The sequence below is a fragment of the Boseongicola sp. genome (assembly GCA_014075275.1).
In the GTDB taxonomy this organism is placed as follows: Bacteria; Pseudomonadota; Alphaproteobacteria; order Rhodobacterales; family Rhodobacteraceae.
Genome location: CP046179.1, coordinates 1,622,652 through 1,638,389, shown reverse-complemented (window position 1 = coordinate 1,638,389; position 15,738 = coordinate 1,622,652). Strand labels below are relative to the sequence as shown.

Sequence of the window (15,738 nt, the reverse complement as noted above, 5' to 3'; positions counted from 1 at the left end):
TAAAGGTAGTTGCGGGAATGTCGAGCAGGACGTCCCCGAAAGTTGCGGTACTCATGGGCGGACCCTCAGCAGAGCGTGAGGTGTCTTTGTCCACTGGGAAAGAATGTGCGGCCGCGCTGCGGGAAGTAGATTTCAACGTTGTTGAGCTGGGCGCTGGGCCAGATGTGGCGGCGCGCCTAATTGCGACAGCGCCGGACGTTGTGTTCAACGCACTTCACGGGCGCTGGGGTGAAGACGGCTGCGTTCAGGGCATTCTCGAGTGGTTGCGTATTCCGTACACGCATTCGGGCGTATTGGCGTCGGCTTTGGCGATGGATAAGGCGAAGACGAAGTCGCTTTATGCTCGACACGGCATCCCGGTTGCTGAGAGTGATTTGTTTTCACGCGATGAGGTTGTCGCACGCCATGTGATGGCCCCGCCCTATGTGATCAAGCCAAACAATGAAGGGTCGTCGGTTGGCATATATATCGTGCCGGAAGGTGCCAACGGCCCCCCGATGATCGCAGATACGATGCCAGAGACGCTGATGGTTGAAGCCTATGTGCAGGGGCGTGAATTGACTGTGTCGGTGATGCATGACCGGGCGTTTTGCGTGACGGAGATCGTGACCGATGGGTGGTATGACTATCACGCCAAGTATGCGCCGGGCGGGTCGCGACATGTTTTGCCCGCAGAGGTTCCGTCGGAAATCTCTGAGGCCTGTCTCTCCTTGAGTGTAAAGGCACATCAGGCGTTGGGGTGTCGGGGTGTAAGTCGGACGGATTTCCGCTGGGACGATACGCGCGGGATTAATGGGCTGATTGCATTGGAGACGAATACCCAGCCGGGGATGACCCCAACGTCACTGGTGCCGGAGCAAGGGGCTTTCATAGGTATTTCGTTCCCGGATCTATGTGCGCAACTTGTCGAGGATGCTTCATGCGACCGATGAGAGATCCTGCACCATCCCGTCTGGCTTATCGCATGAACCGGTTGATGCTGACGCCCCGGTTTCGGGTGTTCTTGCGGTTTGGTCTACCGGTGCTACTGGTAAGTGCCGGCGTTGCTTATTGGGCTTCGGACGATACGCGAGTAGCGGGTGCTGGCGACCGTTTCGCCGAAGTGAAGCGCCAGATTGAACAACGGCCCGAGTTTCTGGTGCATATGATGGCTGTCGAGGATGCTTCGGACGAAATTGCAAACGATATACGCGCTGTGTTGCCGCTGGATTTTCCGGTGTCCTCGTTTGATCTGGATCTCGATGACATTCAAACCGAAGTTGAAAAGTTGAATGCGGTCGCCGCAGTGGCGGTTCACATTCGTTCCGGCGGCGTTTTGAGCATTGAAGTACAGGAGCGGATCCCGGCAATTGTCTGGCGAGGGCCGGATGGATTGGAGCTTTTGGATGCAGACGGACACAGCGTTAAGACAATTTCCTCACGAGCGGATCGTAGCGACCTGCCTTTGATCGTGGGGAAGGGGGCCAACGAAAATGTGCGCGAAGGGCTACAATTGATGTCTATAGTTCAGGGTGCAGACGGGCGTTTGCGCGGTTTGGTACGCGTGGGGGAGCGGCGGTGGGACGTGGTCCTAGACCGTGATCAGAAGATCATGCTGCCGGAAACAGATGCCGAGGCTGCTTTGCGCAAAGTGATGGCTTTGAATGCCTCGCAAGACTTGCTGGCGCGCGACATCGCCGCGATTGACTTTCGAAATCCAAGGCGTCCTGTGCTGAAGCTGACGGCGGGCGCAGTCGAATCCATGATTGAAATCCAGATGACCGAGACCAAGGACACACTTAGATGACCGATCTCTATGACAACCAACGCGCCATGCGCGCAATGCGGCGTGCGGCCATTCAGCGGGGCGTCGTCGCCTTGTTGGATGTGGGAACTTCGAAGATTGCCTGTCTGATACTGCGCTTCGATGGCGATGGTGGCGTCATTGAGGGCGAGGGTATTGGCGCGATGGCGGGCCAAAGCCAGTTTCGCGTCATCGGCGCGGCGACTACGCGGTCGCGTGGCGTGGAGTTGGGTGAAAGCTGCGCAATTCAAGAGACCGAGCGTGCCATTCGGACGGCAGTTCAGGCAGCACAGAAAATGGCGAATGTGCGAGTTGATCATGTGATTGCCTGTCTGTCTGGGGGGCAGCCCCGGTCATATGGTTTGGCAGGCAACGCATTGGTCGAAGGCGATGTGGTTGGCGAAGGAGATGTGGCCCGCGCGTTGGCTTCTTGTGATGTTCCAGACTACGGCGTTGATCGTGAGATACTGCACGCTCAGCCGGTGAATTTTGCGTTGGATCATCGGTCTGGGTTGATTGATCCGCGCGGGCAGATCGGGCAACGGCTGGCCTGTGACATGCATATGCTAACAGTGGATACGCCCGCTTTGCAGAACCTGATTTACTGTTTGAAGCGGTGCGATCTTGAGTTGGCCGGGCTGGCCTCGTCGGCCTATGTTTCCGGCCTTTCAGCGCTGGTAGAAGACGAGCAGGAGCTTGGCGCGGCCTGCATTGATATGGGCGGTGGAACGACCAGCATTTCGATCTTCATAAAGAAGCACATGATTTATGGCGATTGTGTTCGCTTGGGTGGCGAGCACGTTACGCAGGACATTTCCAAGGGTCTGCAAGTTTCGTCATCGGTGGCCGAACGGATCAAAACCTTCAGCGGTGGTGTTGTTGTCACCGGCATGGATGACCGCGAGTTGATCGAGGTGGGCGGAGAGACCGGGGATTGGGACCACGATCGTCGTTCTGTCAGCCGAGCCGAGTTGATCGGGATTATGCGCCCACGGGTCGAAGAGATACTTGAAGAATTACGCGAGCGTCTAGATGCGGCAGGGTTCGAGCATCTGCCATCGCAGCAGATTGTCCTGACCGGCGGTGCCAGTCAAATACCTGGATTGGACCGCCTGGCACCGAAAATCTTGGGACAGAGCATTCGCATCGGACGGCCCTTGCGCGTTCATGGTTTGCCACAAGCGGCGACGGGGGCGGGTTTTTCTTCCGTTGTTGGCCTCAGCTTGTTCGCAGCGCATCCGCAGGACGAATGGTGGGACTTTGAAATTCCGACGGACAAGTATTCATCACGGTCGCTAAAGCGCGCAGTGAAATGGTTTCGGGAGAATTGGTAGGCAATGGGCCGCCAACCGACGGAATTTGGGCGACGCGGGTCTGCGAATCTGTTAAGTTATCCACAAGGTTCGGAAAGGACCGCAAGAGAGGCGGAGCAGGCCCCTTTAAGTTGAAGAATGCCCCAGGGAAACGCGTGTTTTCCGACGTCTCACGCTCAATTCGCGTGAGGTTTTTGGGCTAGGCCGTTGACCTTCCACAATATCTTGCGTCTTGATCGATATGGCGAGTGTGGCGGACAAAAAATTGCCATATTTGGTGGTGTTTGGTCGCGAATCGGGGTGACCTTAGGTCCCTCTCGCGGTATTGTCCGTCCAATCGACAGTGGCCCGTAGGGCTTAAAAGACGGTGTCCCGGCCCGGGGGCGCGATAACAACAGGTGGATAGAGTGATGACTTTAAATTTGACCATGCCAACGCATGAAGAGCTGAAACCGAAGATCACTGTATTTGGTGTTGGCGGTGCGGGCGGCAATGCCGTCAACAACATGATCGAGAAAGAACTCGACGGTGTGGAATTTGTTGTCGCCAACACAGACGCGCAAGCTTTGCAGCAGTCGGTCGCGACGACGAAGGTTCAAATGGGTGTTCGGGTTACCGAAGGTTTGGGCGCGGGCGCGCGACCATCTGTCGGTGCAGCCGCGGCTGAAGAGACGATCGAAGAGATTGTCGATCATCTGGCTGGCGCACACATGTGCTTCATCACAGCTGGTATGGGCGGCGGCACAGGAACCGGTGCTGCACCGATTATTGCTCAGGCAGCGCGGGAACTAGGTGTTCTGACGGTTGGGGTTGTGACCAAACCTTTCCAGTTTGAGGGCGCAAAGCGGATGCGTCAGGCGGAAGAGGGTGTTGATGCGCTGCAGAAGATGGTCGATACGTTGATCATCATTCCGAACCAGAACCTGTTCCGGTTGGCGAACGAGAAGACAACTTTCACCGAAGCATTCTCTATGGCTGATGATGTTCTGTATCAGGGCGTTAAAGGCGTGACCGATCTGATGGTTCGCCCTGGTCTTATCAACCTCGACTTCGCTGACGTTCGCGCGGTGATGGATGAGATGGGCAAAGCGATGATGGGCACTGGCGAAGCGGGTGGCGAAGATCGCGCGGTTCAGGCCGCCGAGAAGGCCATTGCAAATCCACTGTTGGACGAAATCAGCCTGAAAGGTGCCAAGGGCGTTCTGATCAACATCACCGGCGGTCACGATCTGACGTTGTTCGAACTGGACGAAGCCGCGAACCGCATTCGCGAAGAAGTCGATGCAGACGCGAATATTATTGTTGGCTCCACTTTGGACACTGGCATGGAAGGCGAAATGCGCGTTAGCGTTGTCGCTACCGGCATCGATGCAAATGCTTCCGTCGTGGATACGCCGGTCCAGCGTCGAAGCCTCGCAGAGCCTCTCAGCCCGCAGCAGTTCCAGCCTGCACCGCCACAACAACCGACTCTACAGCCCGCAGCGCCAGCAGAAGTGGTGGCAACCGAAGTTGAGCCGACGTTTTTCGGCGATATGACGGCAGAGCCCCAAATTGCAGCACAGGGTGAAGATGGATTGCCAATGCCAGCTTACCAACCCGCTCCCGAACAAGTGCCGGCGGAGGCAGTTCAGTCAGAGCCAACACCAACATTTGTGCACGCTGATTCAAGCCGTCCAGCCGCGGGAACGCCAACGCCGGAGGCACTTGCGCGTCTTGAACGCGTCACTGGGCGCGCTCCTGGTTCCATGAGCGGGCATGTAGCGGCACAAGCAAATACGCGTCCTGCACTGGCTCCGGGGGCAGTCGCGGAGAAACCTCGATTTGGTATTAATACTCTAATCAATCGCATGGCAGGTTCGGCCGACGAACGCCTTCAACCTGTTCGTCAACAGCCTCCTGTAGGTCGCAATGAGCCGGAGATGGAAGTGTCACCTGAACAGGAACGGATTGAAATTCCAGCTTTTCTGCGACGCCAAGCAAATTAAGAGCGGATTACTAATCACTCCAACTGGGTCGGCCTCTGCCGGCCCTTTTCTATATTTTATTGATGTTTTTGGCTGTGCGCACAAAGGTTTGGCGGCAAATTGCCGAATTGTAACAAGCATGTTTCAGACTGTTGCAATGATTGTATTGAGTGGTGGTCGCCGTAACCCTAGCTAGAACTTGCTGGAACGGGACAACCGGCGCAGGCAGGATAAAAAACGTGCAGACCACTCTTAAAGCCCCAGTGACTTTCACAGGCAAAGGCCTTCATTCTGGTCGACCTGTACGTATGACTCTGCTTCCAGCGTCGGCGCAGTATGGGATCTGGTTTCGTAGAACTGACATTGATGTAGGTGACGCTTTTATCCCCGCAAAATGGGATGCTGTAAGTGACATGAGACTCTGCTCAAAGATATCCAATGCAAGCGGCGCAACTGTCTCGACCGTCGAGCACATCATGGCGGCACTTGCCGGATGTGGTGTTCACAATACGTTGATCGAAATCGATGGTCCGGAAGTACCCATCCTCGATGGTTCTTCTGCGCAGTTTGTTTCCTCAATCCTTGAAAGAGGACTTGTCGAACTAAATTCTACGGTTCACGCAATTAAGGTTTTGAAACCGGTAAAAGTCCAAATCGGCGATAGCTGGGCGCGACTTTCGCCCGCTGAGAACCTGACAATCGATTTCCACATCGATTTTGTGGATGCAGCAATTGGTCGTCAGGAAAAGTCGCTAAACATGGCGAATGGAGCATTCGTCCGCGAATTGTGCGATAGCCGCACTTTCTGCCGTATGGCGGATGTTGAAGCCATGCGCGAGCAGGGGCTAATTGTTGGCGGAGATTTGGCTTCAGCGGTCGTCGTGGACGAAGATAAGGTGGTTACGCCTGGTGGAATGCGCCATGCTGATGAGCCTGTACGCCACAAGATGCTCGATGCACTTGGGGACCTTTATTTGGCTGGTGCGCCTATCCTTGGCAAATACGAAGGTCATCGTGCTGGACATGCGATCACGAACAAGTTGTTGAGGGCGTTATTTGCCGATCCGACAACGTACAAGCTGGAAGAATGTGATCAATTGAAGGTCGCATTGTTGCCTGGCTCTGGCATTCAACATGATGATCACATCTTGGTTGCCTCCTGATCTGTCTCGAACGTCAGTAAAACCATTTTGCCTTGAAATTTTCTGTGCTACGAACCACTTCGAGGTTGTGAGGCAAGTGGGAACGCATGTTAATTGTCCGGCACTATAGTCGCTTAGTGATGGCAGTTGTTATCGCAGTTGGCGTGTCCTCCTGCGGTGGCGCTGAGGACGAAGGGCGACCCCTAGAAAGTTTCAGTGCCGAAGAACTTTATCAGCGCGCCGAGTTCGAACTTGAAAGTAATGGCAACGCGGAAGAAGCAGCGCGTTTTTTTGGTGAAGTGGAAAGATTATACCCTTATTCGGAATGGGCCAGCCGGGCCTTGATCATGCAGGCCTTTTCTTATCATCGAGACCGAGACTTCGAGTCCAGCCGAGGATCTGCCCAAAGATTTCTGAATACCTATCCAGCCGATGAAGACGCCGCCTATGCCCAGTACCTTCTTGCGTTGTCTTATTATGATCAAATCGATGATGTGGGGCGAGATCAGGGCCTAACTTTCCAGGCGCTTCAGTCACTCCGCGACGTCATCGAGCAATACCCTGATAGTGATTACGCACGTTCGGCGATATTGAAGTTTGATCTGGCTTTTGATCACCTTGCCGCGAAAGAGATGGAAATCGGGCGATACTATCTAAAACGAGGTAACTTTCTAGCTGCGATCAATCGTTTCCGTGTTGTCGTTGAAGATTTCCAGACGACAACCCAGACACCCGAAGCCTTACATCGCTTGGTTGAAGCCTATCTGTCGCTCGGTTTGAATGACGAAGCCCAAACCGCGGGCGCGATATTGGGTTTCAACTTCCAATCGACGGTCTGGTACGAAGATAGTTTCGCACTGTTGACCGGGCAGGGGCTTCGGCCTGAAGCACAGGGCGATGGTTGGCTTCGCCAAGTTTATCGTCAGGTTGTCCGTGGCGAATGGTTGTAAAGCGATAGTCCTATGCTGAAGAGTCTCGAAATCCGGGACATGTTGATCATTGATCACCTGCAACTTGAGTTGAAACCGGGCTTGAATGTGTTGACCGGAGAGACCGGCGCGGGAAAATCAATTCTGTTGGACGCCCTGGGATTCGTGCTGGGTTGGCGCGGGCGCGCCGAATTGGTGCGAGCAGGTGCCGAACGGGGAGAGGTAATCGCCGAGTTTGCAATACCGGAGTCTCATCCGGCTGTCTTCATTCTGAAAGACGCGGGCCTTCCTTTCGATAATGAGCTGATAATGCGCCGAATTAATACACTCGACGGGCGCAAAACGGCGTGGGTGAATGATCGACGGGTGTCTGGAGAGATATTACGCGCCTTATCAGATGTATTGGTAGAACTTCATGGTCAGCACGACGATCGCGGGCTCCTCAACCAAAAAGGTCATCGCGCGCTTTTGGATGAATATGGTGATCTGGCCGACATGGTATCCCGAGTCCGCGGCGCTTGGAGAGACTTAGCTGGCGCTCGAGAATCGCTTCGTGAAGCACGGGACAGATTGAAGGAACTCGGCAAAGAAGAGGAATTCCTGCGTCACGCGGTGGAAGAAATCGAAGTATTGGCGCCCGTCGTAGGTGAAGATCAGGAGCTGGATTCACAGCGTCGGGTTATGCAGGCTGCTGACAAAATTCGAGCAGACGTTCAAAAAGCTCATCGAGCTCTTAGCGGAGACGGTGCTGAACAATTACTTTTGGATGCCGCCCGCTGGTTGGAAGGAGCTGCACCTCATGCGGAGGGCGCGTTGGATAATTCAATTGATGCTCTTGGCCGTGCCATTGGCGAAGTCGGTGAGGCTGAGGCGTCTGTCGCCAACGCGCTTTCGGCAATTGATGTAAACCCGCAAGATCTGGAACGCGCCGAGGAAAGGCTCTTTGCCATCCGAGCATTGGCACGAAAGCACGATGTCCTTCCCGACTCCTTGCCGGCACTTAGCGTATCTTTGCGTGAAAAGCTGGATCTTTTGGATCAGGGCAATGACGATTTGGCCGCCCTGGAAAGGGAAGTTGCAGAAGCCGAAGAGCGTTATGAAGAACAATCTGACGCGTTGGGCAGTGCCAGGTCTGAAGCTGCCGAGTCATTAGATCATGCGATGGCCGGCGAGCTTGCGCCACTTAAAATGGAGCGCGCCACTTTTGCGACGGAAATTCAGGAATGTCAGGCGGGACCGGACGGCAAGGATACTGTGTCCTTTACAGTGGCAACGAACCCTGGCGAACCCGGAGGCCCTCTGAACAAGATTGCATCTGGCGGAGAACTTAGCCGCTTCCTGCTTGCCTTGAAGGTTTGTCTAACGTCCGAGGCTGACGGGATTACCATGATATTTGATGAGATTGATCGCGGTGTTGGTGGTGCGACCGCAGACGCCGTTGGAAGAAGGCTTGCTCAACTTGCCGAGGGGGCTCAAGTTCTGGCGGTAACGCATTCACCGCAAGTCGCCGCTCGTGGCGCGCACCACTGGCGTGTCGAAAAATCAGTTGAAGGTGAAACGACGACCTCTAATGTTGTTCCTATGGACGAGAAGTCTCGCGTGGACGAATTGGCACGCATGCTATCCGGCGACACGGTTACCAAAGAAGCCCGCGCCGCCGCTAGATCGCTGCTGGATGGCTGACTAGCCGCGTCGGCGCCTTCGTGTTCTCGCAGGGGCTTCAACATTCCCAGTTCCGTCGCTATCAGATGAAAAAGCGCCCAAAGCCGCACTGATGGTGTCCAGACTCGGCGTTTCGCCAGCTGTGTGAGCTTCAAGTGCAGAGCGCATGCTGCGAAGGTGTTCCGGCGTCGTACCACAACAACCACCAACAATTTTGGCGCCGCTATCGACCGCAAGTTTTGCGTATTCCGCCATGAGTGTGGGGGTGCCGTCATAGTGAATGTGACCATCAACGTATTTCGGAATTCCTGCGTTACCTTTGGCAATAATTGCCCGGTTGGGTTTTGTCTCTGCAATCCCAAGGACTGTGCGCAATAGATCCGAAGCGCCGACGCCGCAATTCGCACCGAAGGCGAGCGGAGGGTATGCTAAATTTTCAACAAGTTCTGCCAAGCCACTGCTCGTCAAGCCCATCATAGTCCTGCCGGCTGTGTCGAAACTCATGGTTCCACACCAGGGCATGTTCGCAAGCTGTGCCGCTTCGGCAGCAGCAGCATATTCTTCCACTGCACCGATGGTCTCTACCCAAAGAACGTCTGCACCGCCTTCTTTTAGGCCTTCGGCCTGCTCGTGAAACATCTCAACCGCGTCAAGATGGCTGAGCGTTCCGATTGGTTCAAAAATCTCTCCGGTCGGGCCCATCGAGCCGGCGACTATGATATCCCTATCGGCGATGTCAGCGACTTCACGACCAAGCTCTGCTCCGGCTCGGTTCAGTGCACGCACTCGATTCTCGCAGTTGTGCAATTTCAGCCTCGACGCATTGCCGCCGAATGTATTTGTAAGGAATATATCCGAACCAGCATCGACCGAGTCTTGATAAAGTTTCCGAATTTTCTCCGGGTGATCCACGTTCCATAATTCTGGGGCGTCACCTGCACTTAAACCCATGTTGAACAGGTTTGTACCGGTTGCTCCGTCAGCTAGTAACCATTGCCTGGTGGCCAACAGGTCTTGGAGTCGATTTGACATTGGATTTGCGCTTTCGTCTTTGTGCCAGACGCATCGCATGAGCAGAGCCAACCAGCAATTCAATAAAATTCATAAACTTCATGAGGTGTCTATGTGTTCGGCTAGGAAACATGAGGTCGGGCGCCGTTTGAGACGAATAGCGCTACAACTTCTCGAATTCGCTCCTGAAGAAGGTCTTCAGACCCCGCTGCTTCAATATTCAAACGCAACAGATTTTCGGTCGAAGACGATCGAACGTTTAACCGCCACGACTTAAAATCTAAACTTAGCCCATCAACCCAGGATCGTCCTGCGTCAGAAAAGGATTTGTCTTCATTGAGTTTGTCGATCAATGATTTAGAATCGGCGCACTGATAATTGAGCTCGCCAGACGATCGAAAACCCAGAGACACTTCGTCAACGAGCTCTGACAGCGGCTTGCCTGTTTCGATGAGCATCCTAAGCACAACTAACCATGGTATCATTCCGCTATCGCAGCACATGAATTCACGAAAGTAGTGGTGTCCGGATAATTCTCCTCCATAGATGGCATCTGCCTCGCGCATCGTTCGCTTTTGGTGAACATGTCCAACCTTGGCAATCACGCCTCGGCCATTTGCCTTCTTAATACTGTTTTCAATACAGAGCACGGCGCGCGGATCATATACGGCAGTAGCACCCTTGTGATGTGAAAGTAATCGGCGCGCCAAAAGTGCGACCGCTAACTCTCCCGACACAAATTTTCCGGTCTCATCAAAAAAGAAACAACGATCAAAATCTGCGTCCCAAGCTACACCGAAATCCGCACCCGCAGACTTCACTGCATTTGCCGTGATTTCTTGGTTTGATTTTAACAGAGGATTAGGTACGCCAAATGGGAAAGTTCCGTCGGGTTCCCATGCCATCTTGATTATCTCGGGTGTGCAACCTCGATTGGCGAGTTCTGCGATTATCGCGTCGGCTGCAGGACCTACAACACCGTTGCCCGCATTTACCACAACTTTTTTAGACGTTGTTCTCGCGAAACCAGTGATGGCCAATACTCGGTCGACGTATTCACGGCGGGTAGAAATCTCCAAAGTTGCGCCCAATTTAGGCAAATGATTTTTGAAGAATGTTCCCGAGGCCAATACCTTGAGCCTGGTGAATTCTTCAGCGCTCAATGGCCTTGCCTGCGGTCCAATAACTTTGAACCCATTCTGGTCAGCAGGATTGTGGGACGCAGTGATCTGAACACCACCATCTGCAGCAAGTGCGTCAGTGGCGAAATAAACCTCTTCAGTTCCAGAAAGTCCCAAGTGGGCAACATCGCATCCTTGCGCACAAATTCCGTTGCACAATGCTTCTGAGAGATCAGGGCTGGATAGGCGGCAATCAAAGCCGACAACAATCTTGCGTGCTTCAAGTGTTTGAGCAAGAGCTCGGCCGATGTCATAGGCAACGATCGTGGTTAGATTTTCACCGAAAACTCCCCGGATGTCGTATTTTTTGAAGCACCGGTTTGTTGGATTAGACGTCATGCTGGAACGAACTCGATCGAAATATGGTTAACAACTAGTGACTACTTGCTGATGCAGCTGCAAAAAATATTACGCCAAAACTCAATAAGGGCTTAATTCACACTATTTTCTTCGCAAATCACGGTGCTTTCACACTCACTCATCGCTTTGACAGACGTTCGACTAACACCGCTCCTCGATGTTGTGCTCATACGAAATGAGATCATCACAAAGGAGTAAAGACATGTCGTATCTTGTAAACAGCACTTGGGGCACCGATCAGATCGAGAAAGCAACAGTTCCGTTCATCATTGCAAATGCTGCAGCAAACCGGGGAAAGGCGCGGATGTTTCTGACGTGCGAAGCCTTGCATCTCGTCACCAAAGGAGGTGCCGATGGCCATGTCGCGCTAGGTTACGCGCCAGTAAAAGACCTTATCGAAGAATTTACCGGCAAAGGCGGCGGCATTTGGGTCTGCAAAGTCTGTGCGGCTGTCATGGGCATCACTCAGGAGGACTTGATTGATGGTGCCGAAATCGGTGGGGCGCCCAATACCATGGATTTCATCGAGGAAGGCGCTCGGGTGCTGATGTAATTGTATGGCCGGAGTCGAAATACAGACTTCGGCCGTGCCAACCATCCTAGGAGAAACGAACATGGCTCGGGTAGGGATTCTACTTGCGTGTCAACACTATCCCAATGTCACAGGCACTTGGGAAAAAACGGATCTGCAATTGAGGACCTGGCTTGCGTCACTTGGTCATGAATTCACCAGCGCGAATATCTATGACTGCTCGGTCGGGCATTTCCCAAGTGAATGCGGTGCAGAATCGTCCTGGATTGTCGGTGGTGGCGCGCTTTTGCCTGTCCGTCGTCAGGGTTTTGGGAACCAAGGGCGGCCTAGACTAAGAGAGAGTTTGGCTGATCTGGTTGGTTTGATTATGCGGCGTGCAGGCGGTGATGCAAGCGCCGTGCTTCGAGTGTCTTTCGTTTGATCCTTTCCCTTTGCTTTAGAATGGCTTTGTCACGCCCGAAGTAGACGTCGGCAGGTGTGACGTTGTTGATGCTCTCGTGGTGGCGTTGATGATTGTAGTGATCGACGAAGGCTTCGATCTGGGTTTCGAGGTCTCCCGGAAGGAAGTAGTTCTCCAATAGGATGCGGTTCTTCAGGGTTTGATGCCACCTCTCGATCTTGCCCTGTGTCTGGGGATGATATGGTGCGCCCCGAGAATGCTTCATGCCTTTGTCCTGCAGCCATTCAGCCAGATCGCCAGAGACGTAACTGGACCCGTTGTCGCTGAGGAGGCGGGGTTTGTGGATGACGTGAACCTGATCGCACCCTGATGCTTGTAGCGCCAAATCCAGGGTGTCCGTCACGTCCTCTGCCCGCATGTTCGTGCAGAGTTTCCACGAGATGATGTAGCGGCTGTAGTCGTCCAGGATTGTGCTGAGATAGAACCAGCCCCAGCCAAGCACTTTGAGATAGGTGAAGTCGGTTTGCCAAAGCTGGTTGATCGCAGTGGTCTTGTCTTTGAACTCGTTTGCCGCCTTGAGCACGATAAAGGCCGGGCTGGTGATCAGATCGTGGGCCTTCAGGGCCCGATAGACTGAAGATTCCGAGACGAAGTAGCGCTCCCGATCCGTGAACGTCACTGCCAGTTCGCGCGGCGACAGCTCCGTCTCCTGCAGCGCCAGCTTGACGACCTTGCGCCGGACTTCGTCGGGGATGCGGTTCCAGACATGTCTGGGCTTAGGCGCTTGATCCACAAGGCCAGCGTCGCCGCGCTGCCGATACCGATCATACCAACGGTAAAATGTGGTGCGGGGGATGCCCAGCTTTGCCAATGTTCGACGAGCAGACAAATGCGACCCCTCAACAAGCCGGATGATCTCCAACTTCTCAGATGCAGCATACCTCATTCTTGGTCGCCCCCACCGCCGGTCATGCTTTTTTTGAGAAGACGCAGTTCCAGTGTTTGCTCGGCAACGACCTCCTTCAGGTCTCGGGCTTCGCGGCGCAGGTCCTTGACTTCGTCGGTCGTAGCCGCACGCGCCGTATCTCCAGCAAGCCGCCGTTTGCCAGCTTCCATGAAGTCCTTGGACCATTTGTAGTAGATACCTTGAGATATTCCCTCACGACGGCACAACTCAGCAATGCTGTCTTCGCCACGCAAGCCATCCAGCACGATCCGGATCTTCTCTTCTGACGAATACTGTTTGCGCGTCGCGCGCTTGATCTCTTTGACGATCTTCTCGCCGGGGCTCCTGCGAGTTCCAGTTGTCTGTCTCATGTCCCACTCCTCAGTGGTTACGATGAGCCAACAAAACTCTCTTATCAAATTAACCTAATTGGACCCATAGGCGCTGACTTCAGACAAATAAGCCCTGGCTTTTGGCTCCGGTCACTTGAACGATATTCCCGCTCTCGTCGGTGACAGAAAACTTTCCAAACAAGTTAATTGAAATCATTGAGGCTCCCCACGGTTTACTCGTTAGCACGTCTCAGAAAATGGGTGCAACAGGATCGCTGTCAGTAAAAAAGCCAGTCTTTTCGCAACATTCACGAAGATTCATCTGCAAATCACGGAGCCCGACACGTCGCCTTCACGGTGGTTAGCGCGTGTGCATGAATAACGGTGCCATCTCGAAGCATACACAAAGGACCAAAATCATGAGCATCCAAACAATTCAAAACTCCAGTCCCGTCAATGTCGTCGGACCTTACTCGGAATGGCCTCGCAAAAATAAATTCTCATTTAGAAAAAAGATCGCGTTGGCTGGCTCCGCAAGCCTGGCAGGCATTTTCGTCCACTGCGTGGTGCCGATGATCGCTTGACGTTTTCTGCAAAGGAGCATGACAATGACTTACTTAAATAAGCACAAAAGATTTTTGGATGCTGTCGATCGGGATTGCAGCCAAGGAAGCGAGACGCAAATGTTGGCTGGACTAAAGAATTCAATACTTGAAACCGTTGGCAATACGCCAATTGTTCGTGTGAACAACGTTGGACCAAAGAATGTTGAGTTGTTTGTAAAACTCGAAGCGTTCAATCCTCTTGGTTCAGTTAAGGATCGGTTTGCGCTTGCTTCGATAGAAGCGGGTGAAGCCAGCGGCGAACTCGTGCCGGGCCAAACAGTGATTGAAGCGACAAGCGGAAACACCGGAATTGGTCTGGCCATGGTGTGCGCCCAAAAGGGCTATCCTCTTGTTGTTACGATGGCCGAAAATTTCAGCGTTGAACGCCGCAAACTCATGCGGTTCCTTGGCGCAAAAGTAGTACTGACGCCGGCGGCCGAGAAGGGGTCGGGCATGATTGCAAAGGCTGAGGAACTTGCTGCCGAACATGGATGGTTCTTGCCACGGCAGTTTGAGAATGAAGCCAATGCCGATATGCATTCGCGCACGACAGCACAGGAAATTTTGAGAGATTTTTCTGAAGTGGGTTTGGATTACTGGGTGTCGGGTTTTGGAACCGGAGGCACTCTGAAAGGAGTGTCGCGCGTTTTGCGCGAGCACAGTCCAGATACGACAATTGTAATTACTGAACCGGACAATGTTCCAATCCTTTCAAATGGCATTCCCCAGGTTAGGGGCGATGATGGCCGACCATCTGTAAGTCACCCGATGTTCCGCCCGCATTTGATGCAAGGATGGTCCCCTGACTTTATTCCGAAGTTGGCTGAAGATGCGTTAGACGCCAAAGTCATCGATAGTTTTCAGCCCATTTCGGGTGATGCGGCACTAAACGCCGCTCGGGATCTGGCTGTTAAGGAAGGGATTTTCTGCGGAATTAGTGGGGGTGCAACGTTCGCCGCAGCATTAAAAGTCGCAGAAACGGCACCCGAAGGTTCCAGAATTCTCGCAATGATTCCAGACACTGGCGAACGGTATATCTCAACTGTACTTTTCGACGGTGTCGCAGAAACCATGACCGATGAAGAATTGGATATCTCGCGATCGACTTCGGGGTATCGCTTCGATGTGTCTTCAGGTGGCGGTGTTGCCGCAGCATCCGAGACAGTACCCACGAAACCGGAAGTTGAAGCGTTCGTTGACAAAACTCTCGGCGAAAACTCGGTTGTGATGTTTGCTTTGGAGTGGTGTGAGTTTTGCTGGTCTGTTCGAAAACTATTTGCCGAAGCCGGTATTGAGTACAAATCTGTAGACCTAGATTCTGTTGAATATCAAAAAGATAATCTGGGTGGGGAAATTCGAACTGTATTGCGAAACAGAACCGGAGTTCCTACGATTCCGCAGATCTTTGTAAGTGGTCAGCATGTTGGAGGAGCAACCGAGTTCTTTGACGCCTTTAACGACGGCTCAATTAAAGATCAGTTCCAGGCCGACAGCATTGGCTTCGATCCAAGTATGACACGGGATGCCTACAGTTTTCTGCCAACATGGCTACATCCGCGCTAAGGGACTGCACCCAGC

13 protein-coding genes are annotated in these 15,738 nt (G+C 53.3%); 10 read left to right on the top strand and 3 right to left on the bottom strand.

Features of this window, described 5'->3' with window-relative positions; genetic code table 11:
* Positions 1-17 precede the first annotated feature (17 nt).
* The 7 genes from GKR98_08240 to recN all read left to right on the top strand — a co-directional run bounded on the left by GKR98_08240 (position 18) and on the right by recN (position 8,814).
* Complete coding sequence (locus GKR98_08240) at positions 18-932, top strand: D-alanine--D-alanine ligase (protein QMU58184.1); 915 nt, start codon at positions 18-20, stop codon at positions 930-932.
* Positions 920-1,786: an FtsQ-type POTRA domain-containing protein gene (locus GKR98_08235; GenBank protein QMU58183.1), complete on the top strand. Its 867-nt coding sequence runs from the start codon at positions 920-922 to the stop codon at positions 1,784-1,786. Before GKR98_08240 ends, GKR98_08235 begins: the two co-directional genes overlap by 13 nt.
* On the top strand, positions 1,783-3,117 hold the full coding sequence (gene ftsA / locus GKR98_08230) for a cell division protein FtsA (protein QMU58182.1): 1,335 nt from the start codon (positions 1,783-1,785) through the stop codon (positions 3,115-3,117). The genes GKR98_08235 and ftsA overlap by 4 nt, the downstream gene beginning before the upstream one ends.
* Before the next feature lie 389 nt (positions 3,118-3,506).
* Positions 3,507-5,081 (top strand): cell division protein FtsZ, encoded by a 1,575-nt coding sequence (gene ftsZ, locus GKR98_08225; GenBank protein ID QMU58181.1) that lies wholly within the window; start codon positions 3,507-3,509, stop codon positions 5,079-5,081.
* Between the two features lie 218 nt (positions 5,082-5,299).
* Positions 5,300-6,223, top strand: a complete 924-nt coding sequence (locus GKR98_08220; GenBank protein ID QMU58180.1) for a UDP-3-O-acyl-N-acetylglucosamine deacetylase — start codon at positions 5,300-5,302, stop codon at positions 6,221-6,223.
* An 86-nt stretch (positions 6,224-6,309) separates the two neighbouring features.
* Positions 6,310-7,152, top strand: coding sequence for an outer membrane protein assembly factor BamD (gene bamD, locus GKR98_08215; protein QMU58179.1), 843 nt, complete (start codon positions 6,310-6,312; stop codon positions 7,150-7,152).
* 12 nt (positions 7,153-7,164) lie between these two features.
* Positions 7,165-8,814, top strand: coding sequence for a DNA repair protein RecN (gene recN, locus GKR98_08210; GenBank protein QMU58178.1), 1,650 nt, complete (start codon positions 7,165-7,167; stop codon positions 8,812-8,814).
* Here the strand turns inward: recN and bmt are convergent, their stop codons facing one another.
* Positions 8,815-9,825: a betaine--homocysteine S-methyltransferase gene (bmt, locus tag GKR98_08205; protein QMU58177.1), complete on the bottom strand. Its 1,011-nt coding sequence runs from the start codon at positions 9,823-9,825 to the stop codon at positions 8,815-8,817.
* Between the two features lie 101 nt (positions 9,826-9,926).
* Positions 9,927-11,324 carry a phosphomannomutase gene (locus tag GKR98_08200; protein QMU58176.1) on the bottom strand — a complete coding sequence of 466 codons (1,398 nt, stop codon included), beginning with the start codon at positions 11,322-11,324 and terminating at the stop codon, positions 9,927-9,929.
* A gap of 178 nt (positions 11,325-11,502) precedes the next feature.
* On the opposite strand from GKR98_08200, the gene GKR98_08195 reads away from it, so the two are divergent.
* The gene (locus GKR98_08195; protein QMU58175.1) at positions 11,503-11,898 is read left to right on the top strand and encodes a sulfur reduction protein DsrE; all 396 of its coding nucleotides are present in this window, start codon (positions 11,503-11,505) and stop codon (positions 11,896-11,898) included.
* A gap of 344 nt (positions 11,899-12,242) precedes the next feature.
* On the opposite strand, the gene GKR98_08190 is transcribed toward GKR98_08195, so the two are convergent.
* A protein-coding gene (locus GKR98_08190) for an IS3 family transposase (protein QMU58174.1) occupies positions 12,243-13,594 on the bottom strand; the annotation gives its coding sequence in 2 pieces (ribosomal slippage) (positions 12,243-13,258 and positions 13,258-13,594; 1,353 coding nt in all).
* Between the two features lie 380 nt (positions 13,595-13,974).
* On the opposite strand from GKR98_08190, the gene GKR98_08185 reads away from it, so the two are divergent.
* Together GKR98_08185 and GKR98_08180 are read left to right on the top strand one after the other, a co-directional pair.
* A complete protein-coding gene (locus tag GKR98_08185) occupies positions 13,975-14,139 on the top strand; it encodes a hypothetical protein (protein QMU58173.1) in 165 nt (54 codons plus the stop codon).
* A 99-nt stretch (positions 14,140-14,238) separates the two neighbouring features.
* Complete coding sequence (locus tag GKR98_08180) at positions 14,239-15,723, top strand: pyridoxal-phosphate dependent enzyme (protein ID QMU60026.1); 1,485 nt, start codon at positions 14,239-14,241, stop codon at positions 15,721-15,723.
* Positions 15,724-15,738 lie beyond the last annotated feature (15 nt).

Bases quoted from the DNA above. Each gene is read 5' to 3' on its own strand.
- GKR98_08200 (QMU58176.1), bottom strand. From the start codon at position 11,324: ATGACGTCTAATCCAACAAACCGGTGCTTCAAAAAATACGACATCCGG.
- GKR98_08180 (QMU60026.1), top strand. From the start codon at position 14,239: ATGTTGGCTGGACTAAAGAATTCAATACTTGAAACCGTTGGCAATACG.
- bamD (QMU58179.1), top strand. From the start codon at position 6,310: ATGTTAATTGTCCGGCACTATAGTCGCTTAGTGATGGCAGTTGTTATC.
- GKR98_08240 (QMU58184.1), top strand. From the start codon at position 18: ATGTCGAGCAGGACGTCCCCGAAAGTTGCGGTACTCATGGGCGGACCC.
- GKR98_08235 (QMU58183.1), top strand. From the start codon at position 920: ATGCGACCGATGAGAGATCCTGCACCATCCCGTCTGGCTTATCGCATG.
- recN (QMU58178.1), top strand. From the start codon at position 7,165: ATGCTGAAGAGTCTCGAAATCCGGGACATGTTGATCATTGATCACCTG.
- GKR98_08185 (QMU58173.1), top strand. From the start codon at position 13,975: ATGAGCATCCAAACAATTCAAAACTCCAGTCCCGTCAATGTCGTCGGA.
- ftsZ (QMU58181.1), top strand. From the start codon at position 3,507: ATGACTTTAAATTTGACCATGCCAACGCATGAAGAGCTGAAACCGAAG.
- ftsA (QMU58182.1), top strand. From the start codon at position 1,783: ATGACCGATCTCTATGACAACCAACGCGCCATGCGCGCAATGCGGCGT.
- bmt (QMU58177.1), bottom strand. From the start codon at position 9,825: ATGTCAAATCGACTCCAAGACCTGTTGGCCACCAGGCAATGGTTACTA.
- GKR98_08195 (QMU58175.1), top strand. From the start codon at position 11,503: ATGTTGTGCTCATACGAAATGAGATCATCACAAAGGAGTAAAGACATG.